The sequence below is a fragment of the Tabrizicola sp. genome, from assembly GCF_034366665.1.
GTDB lineage: Bacteria > Pseudomonadota > Alphaproteobacteria > Rhodobacterales > Rhodobacteraceae > Tabrizicola.
This window is the reverse complement of sequence record NZ_JAXMMF010000011.1, coordinates 1-19,381: the sequence shown is the minus strand read 5'-3', so window position 1 is coordinate 19,381 and position 19,381 is coordinate 1. Positions and strand designations below refer to the sequence as shown.

17 protein-coding genes and 1 pseudogene are annotated in these 19,381 nt (G+C 65.9%); 3 read left to right on the top strand and 15 right to left on the bottom strand.

Features of this window, described 5'->3' with window-relative positions; translation table 11 throughout:
• Positions 1 to 65 precede the first annotated feature (65 nt).
• The gene (locus U1E69_RS01260) at positions 66 to 653 is read left to right on the top strand and encodes a GNAT family N-acetyltransferase (protein ID WP_322242214.1); all 588 of its coding nucleotides are present in this window, start codon (positions 66 to 68) and stop codon (positions 651 to 653) included.
• Positions 654 to 751: 98 nt separating this feature from the next.
• Here U1E69_RS01260 and U1E69_RS01255 read toward each other — a convergent pair whose 3' ends face one another.
• The 5 genes from U1E69_RS01255 to bhcA form a co-directional block, all read right to left on the bottom strand.
• Positions 752 to 1,732, bottom strand: a complete 981-nt coding sequence (locus tag U1E69_RS01255) for a type I glyceraldehyde-3-phosphate dehydrogenase (protein ID WP_322242213.1) — start codon at positions 1,730 to 1,732, stop codon at positions 752 to 754.
• Between the two features lie 161 nt (positions 1,733 to 1,893).
• The gene (bhcD, locus tag U1E69_RS01250) at positions 1,894 to 2,853 is read right to left on the bottom strand and encodes an iminosuccinate reductase BhcD (RefSeq protein WP_322242211.1); all 960 of its coding nucleotides are present in this window, start codon (positions 2,851 to 2,853) and stop codon (positions 1,894 to 1,896) included.
• Positions 2,854 to 2,939: 86 nt separating this feature from the next.
• Positions 2,940 to 4,103 carry a 3-hydroxy-D-aspartate aldolase BhcC gene (gene bhcC, locus U1E69_RS01245; protein ID WP_322242210.1) on the bottom strand — a complete coding sequence of 388 codons (1,164 nt, stop codon included), beginning with the start codon at positions 4,101 to 4,103 and terminating at the stop codon, positions 2,940 to 2,942.
• 4 nt (positions 4,104 to 4,107) lie between these two features.
• Positions 4,108 to 5,070 carry a beta-hydroxyaspartate dehydratase BhcB gene (gene bhcB, locus U1E69_RS01240; RefSeq protein WP_416200245.1) on the bottom strand — a complete coding sequence of 321 codons (963 nt, stop codon included), beginning with the start codon at positions 5,068 to 5,070 and terminating at the stop codon, positions 4,108 to 4,110.
• A gap of 87 nt (positions 5,071 to 5,157) precedes the next feature.
• Positions 5,158 to 6,348 carry an L-aspartate--glyoxylate aminotransferase BhcA gene (gene bhcA, locus U1E69_RS01235; protein WP_322242208.1) on the bottom strand — a complete coding sequence of 397 codons (1,191 nt, stop codon included), beginning with the start codon at positions 6,346 to 6,348 and terminating at the stop codon, positions 5,158 to 5,160.
• Between the two features lie 149 nt (positions 6,349 to 6,497).
• Between bhcA and bhcR the strand changes: the two genes are divergently transcribed.
• Both bhcR and betC read left to right on the top strand, forming a co-directional pair.
• Positions 6,498 to 7,310, top strand: a complete 813-nt coding sequence (gene bhcR, locus U1E69_RS01230) for an HTH-type transcriptional regulator BhcR (protein ID WP_322242207.1) — start codon at positions 6,498 to 6,500, stop codon at positions 7,308 to 7,310.
• A gap of 88 nt (positions 7,311 to 7,398) precedes the next feature.
• Positions 7,399 to 8,901, top strand: coding sequence for a choline-sulfatase (betC, locus tag U1E69_RS01225; RefSeq protein ID WP_322242206.1), 1,503 nt, complete (start codon positions 7,399 to 7,401; stop codon positions 8,899 to 8,901).
• A 163-nt stretch (positions 8,902 to 9,064) separates the two neighbouring features.
• Here the strand turns inward: betC and U1E69_RS01220 are convergent, their stop codons facing one another.
• The 10 genes and pseudogenes from U1E69_RS01220 to U1E69_RS01175 form a co-directional block, all read right to left on the bottom strand.
• A complete protein-coding gene (locus U1E69_RS01220; RefSeq protein WP_322242204.1) occupies positions 9,065 to 10,678 on the bottom strand; it encodes a GMC family oxidoreductase in 1,614 nt (537 codons plus the stop codon).
• A gap of 212 nt (positions 10,679 to 10,890) precedes the next feature.
• Positions 10,891 to 11,358, bottom strand: a complete 468-nt coding sequence (locus U1E69_RS01215) for an OsmC family protein (RefSeq protein WP_322242203.1) — start codon at positions 11,356 to 11,358, stop codon at positions 10,891 to 10,893.
• 61 nt (positions 11,359 to 11,419) lie between these two features.
• Positions 11,420 to 12,205: pseudogene (locus tag U1E69_RS01210) on the bottom strand (carnitinyl-CoA dehydratase); the annotation flags it as partial.
• Between the two features lie 5 nt (positions 12,206 to 12,210).
• Positions 12,211 to 14,199: an acetate--CoA ligase family protein gene (locus U1E69_RS01205; protein ID WP_322242202.1), complete on the bottom strand. Its 1,989-nt coding sequence runs from the start codon at positions 14,197 to 14,199 to the stop codon at positions 12,211 to 12,213.
• Between the two features lie 248 nt (positions 14,200 to 14,447).
• Positions 14,448 to 15,611 (bottom strand): acyl-CoA dehydrogenase family protein, encoded by a 1,164-nt coding sequence (locus tag U1E69_RS01200; protein ID WP_322242200.1) that lies wholly within the window; start codon positions 15,609 to 15,611, stop codon positions 14,448 to 14,450.
• Positions 15,611 to 17,101 (bottom strand): carnitine 3-dehydrogenase, encoded by a 1,491-nt coding sequence (locus U1E69_RS01195; protein ID WP_322242199.1) that lies wholly within the window; start codon positions 17,099 to 17,101, stop codon positions 15,611 to 15,613. The genes U1E69_RS01200 and U1E69_RS01195 overlap by 1 nt, the downstream gene beginning before the upstream one ends.
• Positions 17,102 to 17,123: 22 nt before the next feature.
• The gene (locus U1E69_RS01190; RefSeq protein WP_322242198.1) at positions 17,124 to 17,402 is read right to left on the bottom strand and encodes a hypothetical protein; all 279 of its coding nucleotides are present in this window, start codon (positions 17,400 to 17,402) and stop codon (positions 17,124 to 17,126) included.
• Positions 17,399 to 18,019 carry an HD domain-containing protein gene (locus tag U1E69_RS01185; protein ID WP_322242197.1) on the bottom strand — a complete coding sequence of 207 codons (621 nt, stop codon included), beginning with the start codon at positions 18,017 to 18,019 and terminating at the stop codon, positions 17,399 to 17,401. Before U1E69_RS01185 ends, U1E69_RS01190 begins: the two co-directional genes overlap by 4 nt.
• Before the next feature lie 22 nt (positions 18,020 to 18,041).
• Positions 18,042 to 18,377 (bottom strand): hypothetical protein, encoded by a 336-nt coding sequence (locus U1E69_RS01180; RefSeq protein WP_322242196.1) that lies wholly within the window; start codon positions 18,375 to 18,377, stop codon positions 18,042 to 18,044.
• A 19-nt stretch (positions 18,378 to 18,396) separates the two neighbouring features.
• Positions 18,397 to 19,311, bottom strand: a complete 915-nt coding sequence (locus U1E69_RS01175) for a 3-keto-5-aminohexanoate cleavage protein (RefSeq protein WP_322242195.1) — start codon at positions 19,309 to 19,311, stop codon at positions 18,397 to 18,399.
• Positions 19,312 to 19,381 lie beyond the last annotated feature (70 nt).

Below are 19,381 nucleotides of genomic sequence, written 5' to 3'. Positions count from 1 at the left end.
CGTCGACTTCTGTCGGTTCAGGTCTTGCAGGACCGGGACTGCTCTGCTTCATCGGGGGGAAAAGGATGGAGGTGCGACCCATGCTGATCCGCGACGCAAAGGCCAGTGACGCCGACCATCTGGTGCGTTTCATCAACATGGCGGCCGACGACCTGCCGCTGCATTTCTGGAAGAAATCCGCAGCACCGGGGGTGGACCCCATCGCCTATGGGCGCGAGCGTGCCGCGCGAGACACGGGCAGCTTTTCCTACCGCAACGCCTGGCTGGCCGAGGTTGACGGCGAGGTCGCTGCCTGCCTTCTCGGCTACCCTGCCGCCGACGTGCCCGAGCCGATCGACCCCGGCACGCCGCCGATCTTCGTGCCATTGCTGGAGCTGGAGGCCCTGGCGCCGGGGTCGTGGTATCTGAACGTGCTGGCAACCTACCCGCAGTTCCGGGGCAAGGGGTTGGGCTCTGCGCTTTTGGCGAAGGCCGAAGCGGTGACCCGTGACTTGGGCCGCGCGACAATCAGCCTGATTGCCGAAGACACCCACCAGGACGCGCTACGCCTCTATCGCGCCAAAGGCTTCACCGAGATCGCGCGCAGGGCCGTTGTCAAGGACGACTGGGCGGTCGCGGCCTCGGACTGGATCCTTTTCACCAAGTCCTTCTGACCAGCCTCGTCGTTCGACGTCGTCGTCCCGTGGACATCCCGCCCGCAGCGAGGAGTGACGCAGTCATCGACGAGCGTGTGTCCAGGAGCGTTCCCCGTTCAACTTGACCCCATCCGGGCCGCCATATCCAGCATCCGGTTCGAAAACCCCCACTCGTTGTCATACCACCCGAAGACCCGCAGCATCCCCCCGTCCGAGACCTTCGTCTCCGGGCAGGCCATCACGACACTCTCCGGCCGCGCGCGCAGGTCGGTCGAAACGAGGGGCCGATCCGTTGCCCCGATGACGCCACCGGCAGCCCGAAAGACCATGTTCACCTCAAGGGCGGAGGGCCGTTTTTCCGTGACCAGATGGAAGTCCACGCAGGAGACGCTTGCCACCGGCACCCGCACCGCCTGCGCCACGATCCGCCCTGCGATCTCGGGCAGGACCCCGTCCAGCAGCCGCGCGGCGCTGGTCGTGGTGGGCACCATCGACAGGGCCGCCGCCCGGCTGCGCGGGTAGTCCGCGGCAGGCGCATCCACCGTCGGCTGGCTGCCGGTGTAGCAGTGGACCGTCGTCATCGACCCGGTCACGATCTCCCAGTTCGCATGGATCAGCTTCGCCAGCGGGGCCAGCGCATTGGTCGTGCAAGAAGCGTTGGAGACGATCCTTTGCCCCGCAAGCATGCCATCGTTCGCCCCAAGCACCACCGTCACATCCGCCGCCGAAGACGGCCCCGACACCAGCACCCGTGCGGCCCCTGCCTGCAGCCCCCGCTCTGCCACGTCGCGCGCCTCGGCCCGGCCGGTGCATTCCATCACCAGGTCCACGCCGGTCAGGTCCAGCCTCGACAGATCCGGGGTCCGGTGCAGCGGCACCTGCCGCCCTTCGACGACCAGCGCCCCGCCCTCCAGCGAAACCGAGCCCCGCCAAGGCCCGAAGACCGAGTCATACTCGAAAAGGTAAGCGCACATTTCCGGCGTGGCGATGTCGTTGATCCCGACGATCTCCAACCCGGGCCAGTTTTCCGGGGCCAGGAGATAGGCCCGCAGCACCGACCGGCCGATCCGCCCGAACCCGTTGATGAAGACCCTCATTCCGCTCTCCCACACCGTCGGGCGCAGTCTCAACACGGGCCGGGGGGCGCTTCAACGGCGTTCTTGTTCCCCGCACAATTCGCCGGGGCGCCGGAGTTTTCGAAAACTCCGGACCGGAGCCTTCAAAGGCTCCGACACGATTTCTTCGAAGAAATCGTCCCCTAGACCCCAACCTCAAGTCCCAGCCCACGCTCGCGCGCCCTTTGGACCGCCACCGCCGCGACGGCCAGATCCTGAAGCCCAACCCCGGTGCCGTCGAAAAGCGTGATGTCCTCGGCCGTCCGCCGCCCCGGATGCTTGCCGATCAGCACATCCCCCAGCGGCACAATGGCCGAGGCATCCAGCATCCCGGCGCCGACGGCATGCTGCGCCTCGCCGATCGTCACCGACTGCGCCACCTCGTCGGTGAAGACCGACGCCCCGGCCAGCAAGGCAGGCTCCACCTCCTGCTTGCCCTTTGTGTCGGTACCCATGCAGGACAGATGCGTGCCGGGTGCGACATGCTTGGCCAGCAGACTTGCCGCGGGCGAGGAGGTGATGGTCACGATCACGTCGGCCTCGCGCATCCGTGGCAAGTCCACCGCCTCGAACGGAAGGCCCAATTCGGCGGCCACCGCGCCAAGCTTGGGCAGCATGTCTGGGTGCAGGTTCCAGGCGATCACCCGTTCGAACCTACGCACCCTTGCCGCTGCCCGCAGCTGGAACCCCGCCTGATGCCCCGCGCCGATGATGCCCAGGACAGGCGCCTCGGGCCGGGCAAGCCGGTCGATGGCGATGGCACTGGCCGCCGCTGTCCGCAGCGCGGTCAGAAGGTTGCCGCCCACCATCGCCACCGGCCGCCCGGTGTCGGGGTCGAAAAGAAAGACCGAGGACTGGTGATTGATCATCCCCTTCGCCGCATTGCCGGGGAAGTAGCCGCCCGCCTTAACCCCCAACTGCCCCGCCGCCCGATCAAGCCCCGATTTGAAGCCATACTGCCGTCCCTCGCCCAAAGCTTCTCGCACTACGGGAAAGTTGTATGCATCACCCCGCGCCATCGCGGCAAAGCAGGCCTCGACGGCGCGGAAGGCGTCTTCGGGGGTGACGAGGGAGGCGATCAGAGCCTCGGGGACGATGAGCATATGTTGGTCCTTCATGGTACAAGCTGGAGCGGGGGGTTTCACACCCCCCGCACCCCCCGTGGGATATTTGTGCAAATGTGAAAGGCTTAGTAGGCCTTGCCCCGCGCCGAGACCGGCCACACGACTTCGACTTTGCCGTTCCGGACGCCCACATACCAGTCATGCACATTGCAAGTCGGGTCGCAGTGGCCGGGGACGAGCTTCAGCTTGTCGTTGACCTTCAGAACACCCTGCGGGTCGTCGACGACGCCATGTTCATCGCTGCACTTGACGTATTTCACATCCGTCCGCCCGTAGATCACCGGCAGACCGGAGTCCACGGACTGAGCCTTAAGACCCGCATCGACGATGGCCTTGTCGGCCTTGGCGTGGCTCATCACGCTGGTCAGGATGAACAAGGCGTTTTCCCATTCGCCCTGGTCGATCCGTTTGCCATCCTTGTCGAGGATGCGGCCGTAATCCGCGTCCATGAAGGCGTAGCTGCCGCACTGGAGTTCATTGTAGACCCCCGAGGTGCTTTCGAAATAGTAGCTGCCGGTGCCGCCGCCGCCGACGATGTCGCAGGCCAGGCCAAGGGCCTTCAGCGCATCGACCGCGTCCTTCACCTGGGCCACGGCAAGGTCGATCTTGGCCTTGCGGTCGTCATAGCTGTCCATGTGCTGCATCGCGCCCTGGTAGGCCTGGATGCCCGAGAACTTCAGCCCCGGCGCGGCGTCGATGGCCTTTGCCAGTGCCACGACCTCGGGCGTCGTCTTCACGCCGCAGCGGCCTGCACCACAGTCGATCTCGACCAGACATTCGATGGTGGTGCCGTGCTTCTGGGCAGCCGCCGAGAGGTCGGCCACGTTGTCCAGCATGTCCACGCAAACAATGGTCCGCGCGCCAAGCTTCGGCAGGCGGGCGAGGCGGTCAATCTTGGCCGGATCGCGGACCTGGTTCGAGACGAGCACGTCCTTGATGCCGCCGCGGGCAAAGACCTCGGCCTCACTGACCTTCTGGCAACAGACGCCAACGGACCCGCCCAGCCGTTCCTGCAACTTGGCCACATCAACCGACTTGTGCATCTTGCCATGCACCCGGTGCCGCATCCCATGCGCGCGGGCATAGTCGCCCATCTTCTTGATGTTCCGCTCCAGCGCATCAAGGTCCAGGACAAGGCAGGGCGTCTGGATGTCACCCTCATCCATGCCGGGAAGGGCCGGGATGTCGTATCCGACTTCGAGGCCCTGGAGATTTACTTGCTTGTTCATGGGATTAGCCTTTCATCCAGGGAAGTTTGTCCAGATCGACGTTGCCGCCGGTGACGATGATGCCGACGCGCTTGCCCTTGAAGGCGTCGCGGTTCTTCAGGACCACCGCCAGCGGCACCGCGCTGGAGGGTTCCATGACCACCCGCAGGTGCTTCCAGGTCAGCTTCATCGCGTCGATGATTTCCTGTTCCGACGCTGTGTAGATCTCGCTGACGTGGTTGGACACGAAATGCCAGGTCAGGTCCTTCAGCGGCACCAAGAGGCCGTCGGCGATGGTCTTCGGCGCGTCGTCAGCGATGATATGCCCGGCCTTGAAGCTGCGATAGGCGTCGTCGGCCTGTTCGGGTTCCGCCGCGATCACTTGCGTCTCGGGGGCAAGCGTCGACAGCGTCAGGCAGGTGCCCGAGATCATGCCGCCGCCGCCGATGGGGGCCACGACCATATCAAGGCCGCCGGTCTGCTCCATGAACTCACGCGAGCAGGTGCCCTGCCCGGCGATCACGCGGGGGTCGTTGTAGGGGTGGACGAAATCGCCGCCGGTGCGGGCCTGAACCTCGGCAAAGGTCGCCTCGCGGCTGGTTGTCGAGGGCTCGCATTCAGTGATGACGCCCCCATAGCGCCGGACGGTGTCCTTCTTGGCCTGCGGCGCGGTGCGCGGCATGACGACGTTGCAGGGGATGCCCCGCAGCATGGCGGCGTAGGACAGGCACGAGGCGTGGTTGCCCGAGGAATGGGTGGCTACTCCCTTTCTCGCCTGCTCATCGGTCAGCCCGAAGACCGCGTTGGTCGCCCCCCGAACCTTGAAGGCGCCCGGTTCCTGGAAGTTCTCGCATTTGAAGAACAGCTCGCACCCGGCAAGCTCGTTCAGATAGTCCGAGGTGCGGACCGGGGTCTGGCGGATGTGCGGCCGGATGCGGTCATGCGCCGCCAGCATGTCGTCATAGGTGGGGATCAGCAATCCGTTCATGTCCTTCATTGTCCTGCCCTTTCCGCCTGGGACCAAATTTCTTGAGTAAGAAATTTGTCAAAATCCTTACTTAAGGATTTTGGCCCCTCACTCCGCCGCTAGCGCCATCGCCGGAACCGCTCCGCGATAATACTCCTGAGCTGCCGCCACGCCCGAACCGAGCTTCACCGGCCAGCCCAGATCGGCCATGCACATCTCGGCGACGCAAAGCCCCGACAGCATCATCGCTTCGGTCAGCATCCCCAGATGGCCAATGCGAAACACCTTCCCCGCGACCTCGCCGAGGCCCACGCCGAAAGCCATGCCATATTTCGTCGCCGCCAACTGCACCAAGGCCGTCCCGTCGCAACCGCCGGGCACCTTCACCGCGGTCACGGTATCAGAATAGACGTCCGGCGAGGCCGCAAAGGGCGTCATCCCCCAGGCGAAGACCGCCCGGCGGACGCCTTCGGCAAAGCGGTGGTGGCGTGCGTAGACATTTTCCAGCCCTTCCGTTTCGAGAAGGTCGATGGAATGCGCCAGCCCCGCGATCAGGCCCACGGCGGGGGTATAAGGATAACCGCCACGGGCATAGGATGCCAGCATGTCCTTGAAATCAAAGAAGGTCTTCGGCAGCTTCGCCGTCTCCATCGCGGCAATCGCCTTGGGGCTGACGCCAAGTATCGCCAGACCCGCTGGCAGCATGAAGCCCTTCTGGCTGCCCGCCACCGCGATATCCACGCCCCAACCAGCAAAGTTGAACGGCATCGACGCGATGGAGGACACGCCGTCCACGAACAGCATCGCCCCATGCCCCGCCGCATCCATCGCCTTGCGGATACCGGCGATGTCCGACTTCACGCCTGTCGCCGTCTCGTTGTGCGTCGCCAGCACCGCCTTGATCTTGCCCGCGCGGTCGGCCTTCAAAGCCGCCTCGATCTCGGCCAGGGGAGCACCCTGCCCCCAGGGCGTCTCGATGATCTGCACCTCAAGCCCATGCCGCTGGCAGAGGTCGATCCAGCGGTGGCTGAACATCCCGAACCGCGCTGCCAGCACTGTGTCGCCGGGCGAAAGCGTGTTCGTCACCGCCGCTTCCCACCCGCCGGTCCCAGTGGACGGAATGATGATGATCTCCCCCTGCTCCATCCGCAGAACCCGCCGCACGCCTTCGACCGCAGGCTTGAACATCCGCGCAAACGCGGGGGACCGGTGGTCCAGCGTCGGCATGTCGCAGGCCTTGCGCACGCTTTCGGGGATATTCGTCGGGCCCGGAATGAAGACGGGGTTCTGCATGGACATCGGGCAACTCCCTGAAAGATCGCTCCCAAAACCTACGCCCCACACCCCCGGCGTGCAATTTTTTCGAAAAGATTTTTCATTGTCACAGTTCCATGCTATTCCTCAATCCAGTCAATGACTTGCGCTTTTTCACCAACAGGAGGCCCAAGATGGCCCAGAAACCCCGTGGCCGCCCGAAGGCCTTCAACGACAAGACCGACCAGAACACCGTGCAGGCCCTCGACCGGGGCATGGACATCCTGACCCATGTCGCCCAGCACCCCGGCCGCACCCTATCGGAGATCGCGGAAGACACCGGCGAGGCCATCGCCACCGTCTTCCGCGCGCTTGTCACCCTGCAGGGTCACGGCATGGTCGAGGTCGACGAGCCCGGCCAGTTCTGGCACATCGGCCCCGGCGCTTTCCGCGTGGGGTCAGCCTTCCTGCGCCGCACCAAGGTTGTCGAACGCGCCCGGCAGCCGATGGACCAGCTCATGCGCGAAACCGGCGAGACGGCGAACCTCGGGATCGAGGTCAAGGACGAGGTCTTTTTCGTCGCCCAGGTCGAGACCTACGAGGCGATCCGCGCCTTCTTCCCCCCCGGCACCCGCGCACCGATGCATTCCTCCGGCATCGGCAAGGCCCTTCTCGCCTGGTATCCCGAAGAAAAGACGCGCGGCATCCTTGCCCGCAAGGGGTTGGAAAAATTCACTTCCCTCACCCTGACCAGCGACAGCGCCCTCCTCCGAGACCTTTCCCGCACCCGCGACCGGGGCTTTTCCATCGACGATCAGGAACGCGCCGAGGGCATGCGCTGCGTCGCCGCCCCGATCTTCAACGCGCATGGTGAGCCTGTGGCGGGCCTTTCCGTCTCTGGCCCCGCCTTCCGCATGGGACTGTCTGACGCGACCCGGATTGGTGCTTTGGTCCGGGCAGCGGCGGATCAGGTCACGGAAGCCACCGGCGGCACCCAGCCCGCGTGACGCATTCGGCGAAGGCCGGTCGGTCGGGGGCCAGACGGCGCGGCGGCCCCGGCCTTTGATGCGGCCAGAATGAACAGGGAATGACCGGATGACCAAACCTAACCTTCTGATCCTGATGGTCGACCAGCTGAACGGGACGCTTTTCCCCGATGGCCCGGCGGACTTCCTGCACACCCCGAACCTGAAGCGCCTCGCCGCCCGCTCGACGCGGTTCAAGAACTGCTATACCGCCTCGCCCCTTTGCGCCCCCGCCCGCGCCAGCTTCATGTCCGGCCAACTTCCCAGCCGCACGAGGGTCTACGACAACGCCGCCGAGTTCGCCTCGGACATCCCCACCTACGCCCACCACCTGCGTCGCGCGGGATACCAGACGGCGCTCTCCGGCAAGATGCATTTCGTCGGCCCCGACCAGCTGCACGGCTTCGAACAGCGCCTGACCACCGACATCTACCCGGCCGATTTCGGCTGGACCCCGGATTACCGCAAGCCGGGCGAACGCATCGACTGGTGGTATCACAACCTCGGCTCGGTGACCGGCGCGGGCGTGGCCGAGATCACCAACCAGTACGAATACGATGACGACGTGGCCTTCCAGGCCATCCAGAAGCTCTACGACCTGTCGCGTGGGCAAGACCCCCGCCCCTGGGCGCTGACCGTCAGCTTCACCCACCCGCACGATCCCTTCGTCGCCCGCCGCAAATACTGGGACCTCTACGAAGGCGCGCCGGAATGCGAACCGCCCGCCCCCCTCGCCTACGCCGACATGGACCCTCATTCCCAGCGTCTGATGGACGCCTGCGACTGGCGCGGGATGGAGATCACCCCCGACCACATCCGCCGCGCGAAACAGGCCTATTTCGCCAACATCAGCTACATCGACGACAAGATCGGCGAGATCCTTGGCGTTCTGGAGGCCACACGGCAAGAGGCCCACGTCGTCTTCCTCTCCGACCACGGCGAGATGCTTGGGGAAAAGGGCCTGTGGTTCAAGATGAACTTCTTCGAAGGCTCAGCCCGCGTCCCCCTGATGATCGCGGCCCCCGAGATGCCCGCAGGTCGCATCGACACACCGGTCAGTTCCATCGACCTCGCCCCCACCCTTGCAGCGCTGGCTGGCATCTCGATGGACGAAGTCGCCCCCTGGACCGAAGGCGTGAACCTGATCCCGGTAGCCAATGGCGAAGCCCGTGGCCCCGTGGCGATGGAATATGCCGCCGAAGGCACCATCACCCCGATGGTCGCCCTGCGCGAGGGCGCCTGGAAATACATCCGCTGCCCGGCGGACCCCGAACAGCTGTTCGATGTGGCCAATGACCCGGGCGAGACGACCAACCTCGCCACCGACCCCCGTGCCGCCGAAATCCTCGCGCACTTCCGCGCCCTCGCCGACGCCCGCTGGGACCTTCCAGCCTACGACGCGGCAGTTCGCGAAAGCCAGGCCCGCCGCTGGGTGGTCTATGAGGCCCTGCGGAACGGGGCCTATTTCCCCTGGGACCACCAGCCCCTTCGCGCGGCCTCCGAACGCTACATGCGCAACCACATGGACCTGAATATCCTGGAAGACAGCAAACGCTTCCCGCGCGGCGAATAGGGAAGGTGGGCGAAACCGCCCACCCTACCCCTGCGCCCTACCATTTGCCCTTTGCCAAATACTCCCGCCGGAGGCTCTGCCGCCGACCCAGAAAGACCAGCGCGTCAACCTTCCGCGGCAGCGCCGTCCGCGTGGCTCGATGCCACAAGGACGGCTCCCCCGTTCACCGCGCGTCGGCCAGCACCGCCTCGGCGCCTTTCCAGCCCATCAGCATCGCAGGCGCATTGGTGTTGCCCGCGATGATGGTCGGGAAGGCGCTCGCGTCAATCACCCGCAAGCCCCCCACTCCATGCACCCGCAGTCCCGCGTCCACCACCGATGTCGCCGCATCCGGCCCCATCCGGCAGGTGCAGCTTGGGTGATAGACCGTCCCCGACCGCGCCCGGAAATCGGCGATCAGCGCTTCGTCCGTCACCACCTCCGGCCCCGGGCGCAGCTCTTCCCTGATCAGCCGCGCCAAGGTCGGCTGAGCTGCAATCTTGCGCAGGAACTTCACCGCGGCCAGCATCTCCTCGACATCGTGGTTCGTCGAAAACGCATTGGCGGTGATCACCGGATGATCCTCAGGCCGCGCCGAGCGCAGCCGGATATGCCCCCGGCTGGTGGGGCGGCAGTTCGACAAGCCGATCGACATCCCGGACCACGGGTCCGGCGTCAGGATGGGCCGCTCACCGTCCCGCGGAACCAGCGTGGAAAACGCCTGGAAATACAGCTGCATGTTCGGCCGGTCGAGGTCGGGCCGCGTCCGGAAGAAGCCGCCGCCGTGGTTGATCGACTTGGCCAGCGGCCCGCCGCCGCCGATGAAATACTGCAACCCCGCCCGCAGCTTGCCCCACCAGGGCCGCAGCTCGTCATTGTAGGTCGGGACGGTCATCGCCCAGGTATAGTTGATGCCCTGATGGTCGCTGAGATGATCGCCGACATTGGCGTTCTCTCGCACCACCGGGATGCCCAGGCCCTGCAGCAGCGCCCCCGGGCCGATGCCGGACAGCTGCAAGAGCTGCGGCGAGTTGATCGCCCCCCCCGCCAGAATGACCTCGGCCCGCGCCCGCAAGACCCGCGTCGCGCCGCCCTGCCGGTATTCCACGCCCACCGCGCGGCCACCCTCGATCACCACCCGCGTTGCCAGCGCCCCGGTGATCACGGCCAGGTTCGCCCGCTTCATCGCCGGCCGCAGAAAGGCCCGCGCGGCCGAGTTCCGGCGCGCGTTCCTGATCGTCATCTGGTAGATGCCCGCGCCTTCCTGCTCTGCGCCGTTGAAATCCGGGTTCTCCGCCAGCCCCGCCTCGCCACAGGCCGCGATGTAGGACGGCACCAGCGGATGCAGACCCGAGCGATTGGCCGAGATGAACAGCGGTCCCCCGGACCCGCGCCACGCATCCCCGCCCGCCTCGTTGTCTTCCAGCGCGCGGTAGGCGGCCAGACAGTCGTCCCAGCCCCAACCGGGGTTCTCGCGGCCCCAGTCGTCGTAATCCGCCCGGTGGCCCCGGATCCAGACCATCGCGTTGATGCTGGAGGACCCGCCCAGAACGCGGCCACGCGGCCAGTGGTCCCGCGCGCCCGCAAGCCCCGGATCCGGCTCGGTCCTGTAAAGCCAGTTCACTGCCGGATCGTAGAAAAGCTTGCCGTAGCCCAAGGGCAGCTGGACATAGAACCGCCGGTCGGACCCGCCCGCCTCCAGCACCGTGACCTTGTGCTTGCCCGAGGCGGTCAGCCGGTCCGCCAGCACGCAGCCGGCCGAGCCCGCGCCCACGATGATGTAATCCGTCTCGTCCATGGCGGCCCCCGTCGCTTCGGCGGCCAACCTAAGCCCGCACTCCGCTTTGGAATCGTCATTCCACGACACCGCATGTCGCAGTCATCACCAGACCCCTTTCACCTGGCAGCAAATATCCCCGCCGGAGGCACGCCGAGGTCCCGCGCGCCCTTCGCGCGCGGGGCCGAGACAAAAGGACTTCGCGCCGCAAGGCGCTCCATTCGAAACCGGCGTCACCCCGCGGCGAAGGTGGGCGCGTAGTCCACCGGAAAATTCACCGACCGGGCGATGAAGCAAACCTCATGGATGCGGTGATGGATCGCCTCGGCCGCCGCAAGATCCGTCCCCGCAGCCACCACCACATGCGGGCGCAAGGTCACCTTGACGAACCGCCCCGCGCCGCCGCGCCCGACCTCGCCCAGGCCAAGGGGCGCGTCGGAATAGGACGTCACCACGATCCCCGCGTCCGAGGCGTAATGCAGATACCACAGCATGTGACAGGCCGAGAGCGCGGACAGAAGCAGGTCCTCGGGGTTCATCTTCGACGGATCGCCGCCCAGCAGGGGGTCGTTCGAACACTGCACAAGCGCTTTGCCCGGCACCGCAATATCCCAGGTCCGGTCATAGGCCTTGTAATGCGCCGTCCCCTCGCCCCGGTTTCCGGTCCAGAGGATGCGGGTGGTGTAGTCGTGGGTGGGCATGAAACCTCAGGCCTTTGTGGCGCGGAAGCGTAGGGTGGGCGATATCGCCCACCCTACCCAAGCGCCCTTTCCAGACAGGATCACGCTTCTCGGCAAAGGCCTTTGCGCCCTCCATCTGGTCCTCGGACGAATAAAGCCGGTCCACCGTCGGCATCTGCCGCTTGGTGATCCGGTTCAGCGCGTCCTGAAAGCGCATGTTCTCGGCCTCGCGCACCACTTCCTTGATCGCCGCGTAAACAAGGGGCGGCCCGTTCTCCAAAAGCCGCGCCAGATCCCAGGCCTTGGACAAAAGTTCGTCCGGCGCGCAGATTTCCTTGATCAGCCCCCAGCGCTGCGCCTCTTCGGCATCGAACCAGCGCCCCGTCAGAAGAAGGTCCATCGCCACATGATACGGAATGCGCTTCGGGAGTTTGATCGAGGCCGCATCGGCCACCGTGCCCGACCGGATCTCGGGCAGGGCGAAGGTTGCGTTGGTCGAACACAGGATCAGGTCCGCCGACAAGGCCAGCTCCAGCCCGCCGCCGCAGCAGATCCCCTGCACCGCCGCAATCACCGGCTTGTTCAGGTTCGGCAGTTCCTGCAGCCCCCCGAACCCGCCAACGCCATAGTCGCCGTCCACCGCATCGCCCTCGGCCGCGGCCTTGAGGTCCCATCCGGGACAGAAGAACTTCTCCCCCGACGCGCGCAGGATGCAGACCCGCAACGAGTCGTCGTCCCGGAAGTCCCGGAACACCAAGCCCATCACGCGGCTGGTCTTCAGGCTGATCGCATTCGCCTTCGGCGCGTCAAGCGTGACCTCCAGAATGGCCCCCTCGCGCCGCATCTTCACCGGCCCCTCGGTCCGCATGTCCATCACGTCCTCCTCACCAATGCATCCACGGCCACCGCTCCGGTTTCGCGGACCATCACAGGGTTGATCTCGATTTCTTCCAGCGTGTCATCGCCCAGCATCAGCGCGCCCAACCGCTCCGCCATTGCAGCAACCGCCGTCATGTCCGCGCGTGGACGCCCCCGGTAGCCGTCAAGCAGGGGCCAAAGCCGCAACCCCTGCGCCGCCTCCAGCACATGCGCCTCCGTCACTGGCAGCACCAGCGTCACTGTATCGGCCAGAACCTCGGCCGTCACCCCGCCCATGCCCAGCGTCAGCGTGACGCCATAGACCGGATCACGCCGCAGCCCCAGCAGCACTTCGGCCACCGCGCCCGTCACCATCTCTTCGACCAGATAGCCGGTCGCGCCCGGCATATCGGCCTGCCCCTCCAGCGAGGCGAGCCCCAGCCGTACCGCCCCCGCCTCGGTCTTGTGGGCAAAGCCCAGCCCCTTCAAGGCGTAGGGTGCGCTAAAGCGCACCTTGGCCGCCACCTCGGCAATCGTCGCCCCGGCGACCGCGCCCGGCACCGCCACCCCCGCCTTGGCCAGCAGCGCCTTGCCCTCGGCCTCGGTCAGCATCCGCGTTTCGCGCGGGGACACCGCCGGCGCGGGTCGCCAGCCCGCCACACCCGCCGGGGTCTGCGCCGCCTTGATCGCCGCCAGCGCCGTTTCCAGCCCCAGAAGCGCACAGACGCCGTCGGCCATCATCGCCTGAACGCGGGTCTCCCCGAAGTTCTCGGCCATCGAGGCCACCGGGAATGCCATCTTTCCCGTCGCCTTCTGAGCCGCGACGATCGCGTCGAAGGCAGGATCATACCCCGACGGATCGCAGCGGTCGGCCCTGGGGCTGTCGATGATGTAGATCCCCGCATCATAGGCGTCGAGCATCGCCGAGAACACCTCGGTCGTCTTCGGCCCGTCGCCCCAGATGAAGGTGTGGTAATCCAACGGGTTCGAGATCGTCGGGATCTCGCCCAAGACCCTGAAGAGCCGGTCATGCGTCGCCTGCGGCACCGGCGGGAACTCCAGCCCGAAACCGGCCGCGAGATCTGCCACCAGCCCCGCCTCGCCGCCCGAGCAGGACAGCGAACAGAGGCGCCGCCCGATCTGCGGCCCGTGGACGTGGAAGATCTTCAGCGTCTCGATCAGCTCGCTGGGCGTGTTCACCTCGGCCACCCCGATCTGCCGCAGGAACGCGCTGGAGGCCGCCCCTCCCCCCGCCAGCGAGGCGGTGTGCGAGGCCGCCGCCGTCCGGGAAAGCTCGGTCTTGCCCGACTTGATCGCGACGACCCCCTTGCCCATCGCCCACGCTTTTTGGGCCAGGGCGGCAAAGGCGGGGGCATCGTCGATGCCCTCGATATACAGCCCCACGGCAGTCACCCGCGGATCGTCCAGCAGCGCCCCGGTCAGTTCGGCCAGCCCGACGACCGCCGCATTGCCCAGGCAGGCGACATAGGCCACCGGCAGCCCGCGGGCTTGCATCCCCATGTTGATGACGATGTTCGACGACTGACTGACCAGCGCCACACCCGAGGCTACCGGCACCCCACCGTGCTGGTCGGGCCAAAGCAGCGCGCCGTCCAGGTAATTGATCACGCCGTAGCAGTTCGGCCCCAGGATCGGCATCGCTCCCGCCGCGGCCACCAGTTTGTCCTGCAACCCCGGCTCCCCTGCCTCGGTCCAACCGGACGCAAAGCAGATCGCCCCACCCGCGCCCATCGCGGCCAGTTCGGCCACAACGTCGATGGTGGCAAAGCGGTTCACCCCGATGAAGGTTGCGTCAGGGGCTTCGGGCAAGTCGGCCAGGCTGGGATAGGCCTTTAGCCCGCCGATCTCGGCCTTGGTCGGATGCACGGGCCAGACCGACCCGGCAAAGCCCATCTTGCGGCATTGCTCGATGACGTTCAGTGCCCAGCCAGCACCCAGAACGGCGATGTGGCGCGGACGAAGCAGTCGGTCGAGGCGAGTCATGTGCAGCCTCGCCCTGCGGCATCTCCCCCGGGGCGCTGCCCCGGACCCCGGGATACTTCCGGACAGATGAAAGGGAAGAAAGGGCGCCCTGCCCCGGCGAACCGAAGCAGGGTTTCACCTGTCACGGTCATCGGCGTCCCCGCCTGTACCGTGACCCCGGAATCGCCGATTAACCTTAACATTTCGTTTCATCTGTCCCTAAATATCCTCGGGGGGTGCGGGGGGCGAAGCGCCCCCGCTCCGACGCTTCACCCGCCTGCTGCCCGCAGCAATTCGCGGCTGATGATGTGGCGCTGGATTTCGGAGGTGCCCTCCCAGATCCGCTCCACCCGACTGTCGCGCCAGATGCGTTCCAAGGGCAGCTCGTCCATCAGCCCCATCCCGCCATGGATCTGGATCGCCTCGTCGGCGACCATCGCCAGCACTTCGGTGGCCTTCAGCTTGGCCATCGACATGTCGGCCTCGGTCACCGTGCCCTGATCGTATTTCCAGGCGGCCTCGCGCGTCAGGAGTTCGGCCGCCTTCAGCTCCATCGCCATGTCGGCCAGCTTGAAGCTGACCCCCTGGAACTTGCCGATCGCCTGCCCGAACTGCTTGCGCTCGGCTGCGTAGCTGATCGCATGGCCCAGGGCACGTTCCGCCCGGCCAAGGCAGGTCGACGCCACTTGCAGCCGGGTTGCCCCCAGCCACGAGTTCGCGACCTCGAACCCCTTGTGGACCTCGCCAAGGACATTCGCGGCGGGGACACGGCAATCGTCGAACTCCAGCACGGCGTTGGTGTAGCCGCGGTGGCTGACGTTCCGATACCCGTCCCGGACGGTAAAGCCGGGCGTGCCCTTGTCGACGAAGAAGGCGGTAATCAGCTTCTTCGGGCCGCGCGGGGTCTGTTCCTCTCCGCTTGCCATGAAGACGATGGAAAAGCCCGCGAGATCGGCGTGGCTGATGAAATGCTTGGTGCCGTTCAGCACCCAGTCGCCGCCGTCCGCCTTCGCGCTGGCCTTCATCCCCCGCAAATCCGACCCCGCGCCGGGTTCTGTCATCGCGAGGCAATCCCAGGTCTCGCCCCTAATGCAGGGCAGCAGATACCGCTCGCGCTGGTCGGCATTCCCCGCCAGCAGGATGTTCGATGGCCGCGCCACACAGGTCCAGTGCAGCGCATAGTTCGCCCGGCCCAGTTCCTTTTCGTAGAGAAGCCACGACAGGGTATCGAGGCCCGCCCCCCCCAGTTCCACCGGCATGTTGGCCGCGTAAAGGCCCGCCGCCATCGCCTTCGCCTGGATTTCCCGGATCAGCTCCAACGGCAGGACGCCGGTGCGTTCCACCATCAGTTCGTGCGGATAAAGCTCGGTCTCCACGAAAGCCCGCGTGGTATCGACGATCATCCGCTGTTCTTCGGTCAGTCCGAAATCCATCATGCCCTCGCCCGTTCGACAGGTTGTCCGACCGCGCGCCCTGCGCCCTCGGGCATCGGCAACCTGGCATGTGCCGCCGCCACCGCCTTGAGGTTCGCCCAGACCTCTGCCGAGGCAGCCACGGTCTTGCCGGCCCCCATGTCGACGTGCAGGCACAACTGCTCGACCGTCGCCACACAGGTGTCGCCCTTCATGATCCGCACAAAGGACCGGAACCGCTTTTCGTCCGCGCTGATGATCTGCAATTCCCCACGCAACGTATCGCCCAGCTTCGCTTCACCCAGATGGCGGATGTGCGTCTCGGCCGAATAGTAGCTGTGCCCCGCCGCCACGTAATCCATCCCCGCGCCGATGGTGCGCAGGAAGTTGTCCACCGTCTCCGAGTTGCAGAAGTAGTACCGGCTTTCCGTCATGTGGCCGTTGTAGTCGATCCAGCCCGGCAGGACCTGGCCCTGCCACATCACCAGCGGAGCCGCCTTTGCCCCGCTGTCCAGGTCCCGAGCCATCTCGGCATTGAAGGCCGCCGCGCGGCGTTCGTCGTGTTCGCGCAGCACCTTGCCCGCGCCCCAGTTCCGTTCCTTCAACGACCGCAGGAAGCCCACAAGGTTGCGGTCACGGATGCGCTCCAGTTCACGGATGCCGTACATGCCGGACTGCGCGTCGGACTGGTTGGCGACCAGGTCGACCAGTTCCTCGTTGAACTCCGGCACGTCCATCAGCTTGGTCCAGGGCCATTTCAGCGCCGGGCCAAACTGGGCCATGAAGTGCCGCATCCCCGCCTCGCCCCCGGCAATTCGATAGGTCTCGAACAACCCCATCTGCCCCCAGCGCAGGCCAAATCCCATGCGGATCGCCTCGTCGATCTCTTCGGTGGTGGCGATACCGTCCTTCAGCATCCACAAGGCCTCACGCCAGACGGCTTCCAGGAAGCGGTTGCCGATGAAGGCGTCGATTTCGTGGCGGATCACCAGGGGGAACATCCCGATGTCCTTCATGATCTGCACGGTCTTTTCGACCACCTCCGGCGGGTTCTTGTCGGACCCCGAGACCTCGGACAACGGCAGCAGATAGACCGGGTTGAACGGATGCGCGACGATGATGTTCGCGGGGTTGACCGCAGATTTCTGCAAATCCGAAGCCTTGAAGCCGCTCGTGGAAGACCCGATCAGCACCCCGGGGTTCGATTGTTGCAACTGAGCGTAAACCTTGTGCTTCAGCTCGATCCGCTCGGAGACGGACTCCTGCACGTATTCGGCCCCCTCTACCGCGTCGCCGATGGTGCCGTGGAAGGTAAGCTTCCCCTCGGGCGGCATCGGCACGTCCGACAGCGCGGGCAAAGCGGCGCGGGCGTTGGTCATCACCGCCGCGATCTTGCGCTCTGCCTCGGGGTCAGGGTCAAAGACGCCCACATCCCATCCGTTCAACAGGAACCGCGCGGCCCAGCCGCCGCCGATGACCCCGCCCCCGATGATTGCCGCTTTCCTGTTCATCTTGCCGTCCCCTGTCATGGCCTTACCCCGCTGCCCCCGGCTTGCGGTAGGTGCAGGCAAATCGGTCGTCGATGGGCGAGATCGGACCGACCCGCCCGCCATCCTGTTCACATCGCGCGATCTCGTCCGGTGTCTGGGCAATCGCGCGGGCGAGGCAGACCTCGGCCCGTTTGCCGCCCACCAGAGGGGCAGGGCTGTCGCAGTCGATCCCACCCAGGGCCACTCCGGCAGGCGTGACCCAGACCGGCTCGGGGGTGCAGGCCGACAGCGCGAGCACCGCGATCAGCGCAAGGCGCGTCATCCCGCCCGCCCGGCCGCAAGAGCGGGATCGGTCAGCGCCACCCGCTCACCAGCGCGGATCACTTTCGGATCATAGGCCTTGCGGGCAAAGACTTCGTGGACCAAAGGGGCGAAGTCTTCGACCGTCATCGTCGGATAGGCGGGATCAAAGCTGGACTGGTCCCAGGCCTCGCAGAACTGGGCGCAGTCGTCGTAATAGGCGTGGCCCTTGAAACGGTCGCGGGCGTGCTGGTTCCCTCCAACATGGTGCGCGTAGTAAAGCCGCTGGAAGTCGCCGTGCTTTTCCACCACCCAGGTCACCTGTTCGCGGACAAAGGGCTTCAGGATGGCGGCGGCATATTCGTCGTGATTGTAGGGCGCATAGATGTCGCCGATGTCATGCAAAAGTGCCGCAACCACCCAATCGGTGTCCGCACCCGCCCGCCAGGCCCGGGTCGCGGCCTGCAAGGAATGACCCAATCGCGTGACCTGATAGCCCGACAGGCTTTCGTCCAGCTCGACCAAAGTGCCCAAGAGCCGGTCCGCCGTGCCCGCCGCATAGTCGCGCTCGTGCACGTCCAGCATGGCGTAATCGGCGGCATCGCCGTCCTTCATCGCCGTGAACTTGACCTTGTTCATCCGCGTCTCCCGCTTTCACGCCCTAACTTGCCAAGAAGAACCAGGCCACCCCGGCCACCAGCAGCACCGCCCCGAACCCGGTCGCAAGAGCTGCCCGCCCGCCGGTCCAGTGCTGCCACAACACCACGGCGCGCACGGCCACACCCAGTGTCAGCGCCCCGCCGAGGCACATCACGAACAGCGCAGAGACGCCCGAACTGATCGAATTCGTCTCCTGTTCGACCCAGCCGAACCACAGGCCCAGACCCGCCATCGCCCCCACACCCGCAAGGCCAAGAAGCCAAGTCCAGCCCGGCATCAGGATCGGGGCCAGGTAGCACCCGGCCATGATCAGCAGGAAGAGGACGAGGATTTCCATCACGGGCGCCCAAGGCCGATCACTTCGCCACCGGAGCCCGCTTCTCCAGCTTCAGCCGCGCCCGCACTTCGGCGGGGGTGATCACACGCGCGCCAAGGTTCTCGACGATGGTCGCCGCGCGTTCCACCAGCTGGGCGTTGGTCGCAAGGACACCCTTCTCCAGCCAGAGGTTGTCCTCCAACCCCACCCGCACGTTGCCTCCGGCAATCGTAGCCGCCGCGACATAGGCCATCTCGTTGCGGCCCAATGCAAAGGCGCTGAAATGCCAGCCCTGCGGCACGTTGTTGACCATCGCCATGAAGGTGTTCAGGTCGTCCGGGGCACCCCACGGCACGCCCATGCACAGTTGCACCAGCACCGGCTCCGGGATCACACCTTCCTTCACCAGTTCCTTCGCCAGCCAGAGGTGGCCCGTGTCAAAGGCCTCGATCTCGATCCGGACGCCCGCCGCCGTCATCCGCCGCGCCATGTCGCGCAGCATGCCGGGCGTGTTGACCATCACATAATCGGCCTCGTTGAAGTTCATCGTGCCGCAATCCAGCGTGCAGATTTCCGGACGGCATTCGACGATATGCGCCACCCGCTCTTCCGCCCCGCACATGTCGGAGCGGTCGGCCATCCGCGTCATCTCTTCTGTGCCGTCGAAATACATGTCCCCGCCCATCCCGGCGGTCAGGTTCAGCACCACGTCGGTATCGCTGTCGCGGATGCGGTCGGTCACTTCGCGGTAATATTCCAGCTTGCGGCTGGGCTTGCCCGTCTCGGGGTCACGCACATGGCAGTGAACCACCGCAGCACCCGCCTTGGCCGCCGCGATGGCGCTTTCGGCGATCTCCTTGGGGCTGCGCGGCACATGGCGGCTGCGGTCCTGAGTGCCACCCGATCCGGTGACGGCGCAGGTGATGAAGACTTCCTTGTTCATGTTCAGCGGCATGGCATCCTCCCAGGGGCTTGGGACCCACCATAGCCGCCTTGCACGCCGCCGCTTTGCGCTTTACGAAATC